At 42.5% G+C, this 9730-nt stretch carries 13 protein-coding genes; 10 read left to right on the top strand and 3 right to left on the bottom strand.

Features of this window, described 5'->3' with window-relative positions:
• The first annotated feature begins 232 nt into the window (after positions 1 to 232).
• Positions 233 to 628 carry a hypothetical protein gene (locus H6S82_RS08395; RefSeq protein WP_190471189.1) on the top strand — a complete coding sequence of 132 codons (396 nt, stop codon included), beginning with the start codon at positions 233 to 235 and terminating at the stop codon, positions 626 to 628.
• A gap of 64 nt (positions 629 to 692) precedes the next feature.
• On the opposite strand, the gene H6S82_RS08390 is transcribed toward H6S82_RS08395, so the two are convergent.
• Both H6S82_RS08390 and mobC read right to left on the bottom strand, forming a co-directional pair.
• Positions 693 to 2090 carry a relaxase/mobilization nuclease domain-containing protein gene (locus H6S82_RS08390; protein ID WP_190471186.1) on the bottom strand — a complete coding sequence of 466 codons (1398 nt, stop codon included), beginning with the start codon at positions 2088 to 2090 and terminating at the stop codon, positions 693 to 695.
• Positions 2071 to 2535: a plasmid mobilization relaxosome protein MobC gene (gene mobC, locus H6S82_RS08385; protein WP_199315501.1), complete on the bottom strand. Its 465-nt coding sequence runs from the start codon at positions 2533 to 2535 to the stop codon at positions 2071 to 2073. The genes H6S82_RS08390 and mobC overlap by 20 nt, the downstream gene beginning before the upstream one ends.
• Positions 2536 to 2660: 125 nt before the next feature.
• Here mobC and H6S82_RS08380 point away from each other — a divergent pair, with 125 nt between their 5' ends.
• From H6S82_RS08380 to H6S82_RS08340, 9 genes are all read left to right on the top strand, one after another.
• Entirely contained in the window at positions 2661 to 3170 is a 510-nt protein-coding gene (locus H6S82_RS08380; protein ID WP_190471183.1) for a hypothetical protein, read from the top strand.
• Positions 3167 to 3853, top strand: coding sequence for a nucleotidyl transferase AbiEii/AbiGii toxin family protein (locus H6S82_RS08375; protein WP_190471180.1), 687 nt, complete (start codon positions 3167 to 3169; stop codon positions 3851 to 3853). Before H6S82_RS08380 ends, H6S82_RS08375 begins: the two co-directional genes overlap by 4 nt.
• A gap of 518 nt (positions 3854 to 4371) precedes the next feature.
• Entirely contained in the window at positions 4372 to 4575 is a 204-nt protein-coding gene (locus tag H6S82_RS08370) for a hypothetical protein (RefSeq protein ID WP_190471177.1), read from the top strand.
• Positions 4572 to 5690, top strand: coding sequence for a ParM/StbA family protein (locus tag H6S82_RS08365; protein WP_190471175.1), 1119 nt, complete (start codon positions 4572 to 4574; stop codon positions 5688 to 5690). The genes H6S82_RS08370 and H6S82_RS08365 overlap by 4 nt, the downstream gene beginning before the upstream one ends.
• Positions 5683 to 6105: a hypothetical protein gene (locus H6S82_RS08360; RefSeq protein WP_190471171.1), complete on the top strand. Its 423-nt coding sequence runs from the start codon at positions 5683 to 5685 to the stop codon at positions 6103 to 6105. Before H6S82_RS08365 ends, H6S82_RS08360 begins: the two co-directional genes overlap by 8 nt.
• A gap of 53 nt (positions 6106 to 6158) precedes the next feature.
• On the top strand, positions 6159 to 7094 hold the full coding sequence (locus tag H6S82_RS08355) for a chromosome partitioning protein ParA (protein ID WP_190471168.1): 936 nt from the start codon (positions 6159 to 6161) through the stop codon (positions 7092 to 7094).
• Positions 7095 to 7096: 2 nt separating this feature from the next.
• Positions 7097 to 8095 carry a hypothetical protein gene (locus H6S82_RS08350; RefSeq protein ID WP_190471166.1) on the top strand — a complete coding sequence of 333 codons (999 nt, stop codon included), beginning with the start codon at positions 7097 to 7099 and terminating at the stop codon, positions 8093 to 8095.
• On the top strand, positions 8085 to 8765 hold the full coding sequence (locus H6S82_RS08345) for a DUF6753 family protein (protein WP_199315500.1): 681 nt from the start codon (positions 8085 to 8087) through the stop codon (positions 8763 to 8765). The genes H6S82_RS08350 and H6S82_RS08345 overlap by 11 nt, the downstream gene beginning before the upstream one ends.
• A gap of 13 nt (positions 8766 to 8778) precedes the next feature.
• Positions 8779 to 9006, top strand: coding sequence for a hypothetical protein (locus H6S82_RS08340; RefSeq protein WP_190471163.1), 228 nt, complete (start codon positions 8779 to 8781; stop codon positions 9004 to 9006).
• A 329-nt stretch (positions 9007 to 9335) separates the two neighbouring features.
• Here H6S82_RS08340 and H6S82_RS08335 read toward each other — a convergent pair.
• Positions 9336 to 9730: hypothetical protein (locus H6S82_RS08335; RefSeq protein WP_191056147.1), on the bottom strand; the 395-nt coding region annotated here is incomplete at its 5' end.

Genomic DNA, 9730 nt, shown 5'->3' with positions numbered 1-9730 from the left:
ACTTTAAAATTTTTTTAACAATATTTACGTATTGTTACTTAAACATAGTAAGTCTATTAAAAGGTAAATATGGAATCCTTCTAGAGAACGAACAAAGTAAAAAATTAAATTTGACATATTAGAAAAACATTAGTGCAGCCAGATGTGACTGCCTTTTGCTAAGCCTCAATTTATATAAGTTGAAGGCGAGTCAATCAAATGCTTTATGTTCCAATTTCAAGGAGATTACCGCATGAAAGAAAACAAACCCGACACTGGAAAGAAAGCCAAAAAACCCACCAATCCACCAGAGATACTCAGGGCGATCGGGCGAAGGAAGCTGTATAACAAATACCTGAAAATCGTTACCTATAACCTGGAAAACGGAGAAATAGCGATGACTTTACGGCAAGCAGAAGTGGCAGTTAAAAACCCACCTGTAAAAGTGAAGAATTTTTTAAGAGAGACAGGAGAAAACCCCCGGAAAGTGAAGATGCAAAATCGTTGCGTAACTAACATGATTCCCCTGTCAGCAGTAGCTCAATACTGGCAGCATTTGAACCAGCGTAAAAAGGGTAACTTGATGACTGAGTTTGGGGAGGAGTTACTAGCTGATTATTTACCCAAAACTGATGGTGATTCCCGATAAGGATGGCTGCCTAATACTTTTCACGAAAGCGAAAGAAATCGTATCAAGATAGTCAAGAGGCAGTTTACAGATCTAATTGTTGATGTGTTTTTTGTTTGAGTTGGCTAGAGTTTTCTTGTTGATTGACGAAAACTTGTTTCTCCGCTTCACTGAAATTACAAGCCAGTCGCTGACAACCCTTTTTAGCAGCATACCGGATTTGTGTATCTTGTCCTGGCTCGGCAATTATCAGCATTTGAGTTGGTAAGTGATGGAGTGCATGATATCGTTCGCCAAATGTTGCAATCTGCCAATCTGGATGGCTACTAATATTAGCTGTTTGCAACCCAAGGGTAGCTGAAAAGAGCATATTCTTTTCCCACAATTCCCTATTAGCAGGAATCGCTGGAGAAATTTCGCTGGCGTTGAGGAGTGAATTTATTTCCTGCCAATAGTGGGTAAAAATTGGCTCGGAGTTTCCAGGCAGAGTTTCCATCATAGCTGGCATTAATTTATTGGGTGTGTCAGTTGTAGGTGGATAACTCTGCCCGTTGCCTAAATGATGATTTGGAGGTATTACTAAATTACGATTGACCGGATTTGATTTAATCAGCTTTTCTATCGTTGCAGGTGACCTGTTATCCCTTTTTTTGTTACTGTATGCAATTTTAGCTAGCATCGCAGCATCTCTTTCTAATTCAAAACTGATTCCCTGTCTTTGCAGTCCAAGGATAGTAGGTTTTTGTGCGTGACCGAGTTTGCTAGCTGTAAACCTCACTCCTTCCATTTCGTACCGCAGTCCATCTACCACACCTTCTCGCGTGACTTTTGCTGCAACTGAAACTCCTCTTTCTTGTAGCGCTTTCACGTAGTTGGTAAAATTTTTACTATGTGCGATCGTATTTTCTATCTCATCCTGAATCTTATCGATAACAGGAAGCTGGGGTGGTGTATCTCGCTTACCTTCTGAATATTCTTTCTCCTCGCGCATCATCCGCCGTTTCTGTCCCGTAGAGGGTGCAGCGCGATTGACTTCCCAGGAACTCTTTACTGGTGTTAAATCAAATTCTTCCTCTAAACCTCTGAGTGCCTTCTCCAACCGTCGCTTATCCCACCAATCAGAAACGCATTCTCCATCAGAATCGATCCGGGATGCGGCAATATGCAAGTGAAAATGATTGCGATCGCTATGGGTGGCGGCAAAGTACAAGTTTTTATCAAAACCCATTCGGATCAGCGTACCTTCTACAATTTGCTTTAACTGTTCCTGGGCAGGTCTTTCATCGGGTGCAAAACTGATACTGATATGGGATACGGGAGATTGCACTCTCGTATTGAATTGGCGGGTAGCAGATAATTGCCTGTAGAAATCTTGTGGTGTTTCGCCAGCTAAGTTAGTGCAAAGCAGTTCGGCTTCTTCTTTTTCTAAAATGTACTTAGTTAAGCCAGCGAAACCCTTACCTTTACCAATTTTCCCAATCATCGCTTTCCTCCATCAAATCATCTTCAGAGGGTTCATCATCGGCACCTAAAATCAAATGCAAGCGCAATCGGTCAATTTGTCGAAGCAAATCTTCAAAGGGAATACGGTCGATTGGAGGTGGAATCGTTCCATCTGCTAGTGCAGTATTTTGTGCTTTAGCAATCTGATTGATATTAGTGCCAATTTTCAGCAGTTGCCAGTAACACTGCCAGTTGGCTTCTGGAACGGTACGAATCCGATAGCCTGCCATTCTTCGCCTGACTAATTCGGAAATGTCTAAGCCAGCTTTTGAGGCAATAGCTGCCCATGCTTCCTTTTCTTCTGAAGTAAGCATTAGTTTGAATTGGATGGTGCGCTGTTTGGTTTTTTGGTTGAGCTTGGCTGCCATTGAGAGTGCCAACAGAAACGTCCTTATAGTTTGTCCCTTGGCTGAAAAGATGAGCATCTAACAAAAGCGATGTACGGTTCTATCGCTTTAGCGATACGTTTTGAACGTGCAACAAACTTATTTGCTATTCGTGATTCGCAAATATAGAATGGAACTAGAGCGATCGCTTTAACCAAAACTAAATGCTCAAACCGCAAGATATAGTCGTTTTATTGAAAGTTCACAGCCTGCAAAAGGACGAATGGACGTACAGCACGCTGGCTTCCACTGTAGGGATGAGTGCGTCAGAAGTTCATGCGGCTTTGAAAAGATGTTCGATCAGCCGTCTCTACGATGCTGAAAACCGTCAAGTTTTCAAGCACGCCTTGCTGGAGTTTCTTATCCACGGACTAAAATACGTCTACCCCGGACAACCTGGCCCCACATCGCGGGGACTGCCTACCGCACATTCGGCAGAACCGTTGAAAAGCTTGTTGGTAGTTGACCCTTCTGATGCCTACGTTTGGCCTGACCCAACTGGAGAAGTAAGGGGACAGGCTATTGAGCCGCTGTACCGTTCTGTGCCAATAGCAGCAAAAAATGACCCCCAACTTTATGTATTGCTGAGTCTAATTGATGCAATTCGAGTGGGGCGAGTGAGAGAACAACGTTTGGCGCAACAGGAGTTAGAACGAAGGTTGGTGGCATCATGAATCAACAGATTTATATGCTCCAAAAGGTGGCTGCTGTCCTGGCTGATGTGCCGCAGACGGTTGTGTTTACTGGAGGTGCGACGATATCACTTTACTTGGACGATGTTTCCGCCCCCGATATTCGACCTACAGATGATGTAGACTGTGTGGTAGAAATTTCCTCTCGTACTGAATATTATCAATTTTCAGAATTACTGCGATCGCTTGGACTGGAAGAAAGTACAGACCCAGGTGCGCCATTGTGTCGCTGGCGATATGAAGATATTACAGTTGATGTGATGCCTTGTGATGAGTCAGTGTTAGGATTTTCCAATCGTTGGTATACACCGGGGATAGCAAATTCTATTGCTTACGAACTTCCAAACGGAAAAGTTATTCAAATATTTTCGGTGCCTTATTTGCTGGCATCAAAAATAGAAGCTTTTATCGGGAGAGGGCAGAGAAGTTTTTATTTTAGTGCAGATATTGAAGACATCGTAGCGCTATTAGACGGATGTGACCGTTTAGAAGTGGAAGTGCAACAAGCTGATGCTGAGGTAAGGAAGTTTTTATCAGCATGGTTTAGAAGTGAACGAGAAGGAATTTGGGAAGTTATACCAGCTTTTCTTTCCCCTGCGGCTAGAAATGCAGGCCGGGGTAGATTGGTTCGGGAACGAATAGAAAGGCTGATTCACTTAGCATAAAACTTTATTACCAATAAACAGGCGGGGGTTTGGGGGTATCCCCCAACAAGCTGTGGCGGCGACTGATTATTCTACGAAGGAAGAGATGTACATCCCGCCACTGCTTGCTCCCCAGAAGACCAAGATTTCGCAGGGGAAAAAGTGGGGAAAACTCGCACGGAAGAAAATAGGCACTTGTGCTTACTTTCCCCTAATATTCCCCCATAATTCCCTTGGGGAAAAGAGGGGGAAAAAACAATTATGGCAAGTCAGCGCAACCGATAATGCTAAAAAAAATATAAAGTACCCTGGCATTTTCGTTTCAAGCGCTCGATGTTACTGGGGGCGGCATTTTTAGCAACAAAGGGGCGCTTTTACGCCAAAAGCGATAGTTGGAATAAATACCCAAGACATATTTTTTGATTGGGATTGCTTGATAACTTAGGGATTAAAGCGATTGCGAGACTATCGTGACGGCATGGCGATATGGCTGATGCACTTGTGGAGCGATCGCATTAACGAATTATGGAAAAAGCAACATGAGCAGAACACGCAAAAAAAACAATTTAATTTTCACTTTAGATTGGGGAGGTTGTAGCCAAAAGTCAATCACGCATCATAAAAATACTAAGTGCGCCCAATATGTAGAAACCGGAGTAATTGAAGAAGCTAATTCTTCATGGTTTCATGCCCAGAGCGTCCAAACACCAACAATTGCAAATGTTCAATTTAACAGACAATGAGCAGAACAAGTAGAAAAGCTGGCTTAACTTTGGATTTTGGAGGTAGCGGAACGAAAGGAGCCGCCCATCACAAAGATACGAAGTGCGTGTTGTATATGGAACCGCAAGTAATTGAAGTGCCATCCTCGTCTTTGCAGGAAAAAACGCAGAAAAATTTGAATAATACTCATCCAGAAAATTTAGCGTGGGTGGGCGTTGGCGAAGATTATCGAGCTGTAGGATACTTGGCACAGCTTTTCTTAGCATCCCCTTCACTGCGTCCCAGAAAATACGAACTCGCCGTCTACAAAACTTTGGCAGCCGCATGGGTGATGCAGCAGAAATTGCACTTACCGGACAAGTTTGATTTATCGCTGATGCTGCTTCTGCCACCGGGGGAATTTGAAGACGCAGCATTGCTCAAATCAATGCTTAAGGATGCGCTTGCTTCTTTCTCAACGCCTACGGGGACTATGAACGTAAACCTCGTGCGGTACGAATGTTTTCCAGAAGGTTCTGGCATCTACATGATGTATCGTCAAAAAAGACCGGAACTTTTGAAACGCTGGAATGTAGGCATCGTGCAAATTGGCTATCGCAATGCCAGCGTTTTACTATCGAGTCGCGGGGTTTTGGATAAGGGCAAGACAACCAACCTGGGTATGGCCCGGATGATAGAATTGGTACTTGAGCGCACGTCCGGCTTAAATTCTGTCGCGCTGCTGAATGCGATCGCTATTGCTGGAAACAATCCGCAACCTCAGCATTTTGTGAATTTGGTTTCTATCTGCGATCGAGAACAACAACTCGTCCAGGTACAGAAAATCATCGCTGCTGTCAAAGAAGCGAGGACTGAGTATGCGATCGCGCTAATGTCTTGGCTAAAAGAAATGCTACCGCCCTTTGGGGAACTATCGGGAATTATCGTGGGTGGCGGAACGGCTGATTATTTGCGAGACGAACTCATGCAGGCGGTAAAAACAACTACTGTGGTGTGGCACGGTGAAGTAAAAATACCCCCTGAATTTGACTCCTTTGGTTTGGGCAGCCGCCTTGCCGATGTGTGGGCGCTCTCAGAATATCACGCCGCTTGTTTGAAGGAAAGAATAAAAAAGGAGGTAGCGACAGGTGGCTGATGAATTGTTTGATTTCAAATGGCGCTACAAATCTTCTTCAAATTCCGCACTTGCTGCTTTACTGAGGTACGTCCAAAACCGCGACTTGCATCCCACTCGAACCAAAACAGAAACGATCCTCAATGCTTTAACAGCTTACTATATGTTACCTGCGCTAAAAAGTTCTGGTAGCTGCGGCAAAGAAACGTTGGAGCTAGCAGCAATGGATAGCCTGCGCGGGCTAATGGAGCAATTTAGATATTTGTGTGCGCTGCAAGGAGTAGATGTTAGACAAATGGTTGCTTTGTTTTTAGGAGAAACTATTTATTCTCCCCAGCAAGATTTGGCAAAAGAAGATGAACCATTGACGGAGACATGGGATTTGTCAGGAATGATGGTAGAGCGAGAAATCTACGATGAAGCTGCTAATAGCTAAATAGCTTGTATAGCGCTTTACTTAACTACGTTATTACCAAAAGGAGTTTTCCAATGCTTTCAACAGGCAATAGAATTCCATCCAAACGGATGGTCTATACTTTCAATGAAAAGGGCGGTGTGGGAAAGACTACTTGCGCTAGAGGATTGCTAGAAATTTACCGCAAACTCAATATAAACTGTTTGGCTTTCGATGCTGATGAAAGGTCGGCACAACTGTATCGGTATTATAACAACAATAATCTTCCAGTTAAGAAAATCAACATTTTCAAGATTGGCGAATACGATGCTTTACTCAACGATTTACATGACGAAGAACCGGATGTGGTTTTGGTAGATTTACCGGGTACGAGTGGCGAAGCATTCGAGCAGATGGAAAAAGAATTAGCTTTGTTCGAGCAAGCCAGAATATTAAAATATCGCATCACGATGGTAGTGGTAATGTCCCGCACTAAAGACAGTGTTGATGCGTTGGAAAAATTAATGGAATATTGCAGCGAACGCCAACAGGATATAGACTATGTAGCCGTTCTCAATTTGTTCTTTGGAGAAGATAAAAAGTTTACTCGTTGGACTAACAGCGAATTGAAAAAAACATTTGAAAGAGCAGGCGGTATCGAAATAAAGATGCCAGAATTGTACGAAGAAATGTACGATTTCATCGACAGAGAAAATTTGACGTTTAGTGAGGCAGCTAATTCTAGCAATACTACCTTTACCAATCGTTCTAGAGCATTTCGTTGGTTGGAAGAGTTTGAAAAAGAACTGAAAAAAGCATCTAGTTTTTTGGGATTAGAATTTGCAGCAAAGTCAAGTAATGAAGTATCGGCTATCTCTGCAACTTCTTTCGATGCTTCTTCAGGTAGTTCATCTGCGGCTGATACATCGGATAGCTTATCCATAACTATACCAAACGCTCCATCTGATTCTTCTGCGCCAAAAGCTCTGGAACAACCTGCTAATACTAAATCCAATAAAAAAGGACGATGACGATGACTGGATACGAAATAGTGCCAATTACAGATGGTGTTTTCGTTAAAAATGCCGATGTTTTCAATAGCGATTCTTACCTGGGACGGCTTTGGATATTTCCGACTAAAGACCCCAGCTTGAATGGTATGGGTATAACCTCAGAATGGTTTTTGATTGCTTCTACGGGTCAAGTAGTATCGGGTCACGTTAATAAGGATGACAAATGGAGTATTTCACCTAAGTTGAGTTTACTGCCAAGTTGGGAATATACTTCAATGGATGAAGTATTCGACTGGGTTTTTGATACTTCATTAGCAGAAGAATATTCGACAGTACAGATGCTATTGCAAAACGTACAGGATGACATACCGCTATCTATGCAGGTTAGCAATCGTCCCTCTGATAGCGATGACAATGAAGATGACGATAGTACGGAAGAAAGCAACAAATTCAATCCTCAACTAGATCCAACTACTTTTGCCAATCTGATGGGAAGATTACAATTATTCACCGATTTGCTGGCTAGCGAATCTGAATTAAGCATACAAGCACCGTTTGATGAATTTGATGAGGATGAACTATTTTCGGATTTCGAGGAATATGACGATGAGCCTGTATCGATGTTACCTTTAATATCGCCACCTCCAGGGATAATAGTAAATGAAAGAGAGCGTGTTTGGTGGCAAAATAGTCTAATTGATTTGGTGGTAGAAGAATGGCTGGAGCGAAAAGTAACAGAGGTTGAAGTTATCCCTCATGTAAAACTAACGATTAATGTAGAAGAGGGTTACTTTTTGTTGCGTTCTGATGAGGATGGGCATACCTTACTGTCGGCTACTTTAACAGGCGAAGTAATTAAAGAGTTGAATACTACCGATGCAAGCTGTTTCGCTTTTTTAGAAGAAAAATTGCGTCAGGAATCGTTCGAGCGGTCAGCAGTTGAATTTATAACTGATATCAACGATACCAATGTCAGCAATATTCCAACCAAGAGGAGGGGGATTGAATATGGTGATTAACATCAAAGAAGCCAATCGAGATGCTCCGGTTTTAGATGAAGAACTGCCAGCTTTGGTAAAACTGTTGGTAGGGAAGGATTCAGAATATCAGAAACGGGTGCTAGCAATCGCCAAACAATACGGCATTAGTGCTAATGATCCATTGTTTTTAATTATGCTGGGTACGGGACAGCTACAGGTGATTTTGGAGGATAAACCAAAGGAACTCGGTGCTTTATTCGACAGGTGGAGTGATGCCATTCACGAATACTTGGAGAATGCGAAACGCACGGCTACTAAGGGGCAGGAAATTGAAATTCGCCAGATGGTAAACCGATTGATCGCACATTGCGAATCGAAACAGCGATCGCGCTTACAAATAATGTTACCAGCGATGGGGTTGCTGATGGCAGCGATGGGCTTTGGCGTGCTGTTAGGTTTGTCAGTACCATTATGGCTGGGTGGTGGATATGCACCGGGGCAGAAGATTACCCTTGACGATGCCGAAACTTTGCGTTGGGCTAAGAGTGCTGACGGGCAATTGGGAAGAAATATCGTCACCTGGAATTCGGAAAGTTTGACCAATTTTAACTGTACTAAATTACCCGCACAACAGTCCTTGGTTGCTAGGGAAAAGGGAAAGTCAGCAATATCTGAATATTGCTTGTTGAGAGTTAAAACGCCACGATAAAGGAGGAATTGAGATGAAAAAAGAAACTAAATTCATGCGGCTGCTCTTAAAAATACAAACTGCTTGTGGATGGATTTTGGCCGTTAGTATGGGGATTTTGGCAATAATTATGGCTTTTTCGTTTCCAGTGCAAACTTGTTTGTTTGGGTTGATTGCGATCGGGATTTGTCCTGGTGTGGATCTTCCAGATCTTGTTAGGGTCATAGTTGCGGTTGTGGCATTGGTTGCTTTGAGTGTTTAGCGAGCGACACTAATATTATTGGTAAGATTACTAAAATATTTGATAGTCGATAATTTTTAAATTATCGACTATCAATTTTATCTAACTACTTGTGAAATCTTGACTTAAAGTTAGACAAACTTTGCTGCTTCAATTTTTTAGTAGTGGTTTTATTGCAGATCGAATACTTGAACGATAATTGCGATCGCCAAAATCTTCGGTGTACTGAGAAAGGTTTTTGTGGGATTTTTGGTTATCAAAACGTTAGTCTAGAGAACCGGTGATTAATCCAAGATAGACGAAAAGCTGAGTTAGATTGCTATCTCTATAATTTCAAGCTTATAACAGCTTTAAAAGCTGGGCATATTTTCCTGTAATTTACGTACAGATTCCATTGTTCTTTCCAAGTTCTTTTGACCAATTGCTAGGGCTTGTTGAGCCGATACTACCATTTGAGGAAGTTGCTGAATTCTCGCCTCTTCAGCACAACGAGGGTCTTCGCTAGCTCGCTGAGCTAGATCGATTTTTATGGATAAATCAGTATTCAGATGAATGTTACCTACATAGTGACCAAGGACTCTAGAAGATGCTTCGGCTAGCTCTTCTTTGAGGTGGACAATGTTATAGGGGCAAGTTCCCAAGGGGTTATAGGGTCTGGGTAGAGGTTCGGATAAGATGGGTGATGATTCTTCTGATGTTGGTATGTTGGATGAGGGTTGGTCGTTAGGATTTGTCTTGCTATCAC

The sequence above is a fragment of the Planktothrix sp. FACHB-1355 genome (assembly GCF_014748295.1).
GTDB classification, from domain to species: domain Bacteria; phylum Cyanobacteriota; class Cyanobacteriia; order Cyanobacteriales; family Aerosakkonemataceae; genus Aerosakkonema; species Aerosakkonema funiforme_A.
The sequence above is the reverse complement of the archived record's forward strand: the minus strand, read 5'-3'. Positions and strand labels throughout refer to the sequence as shown.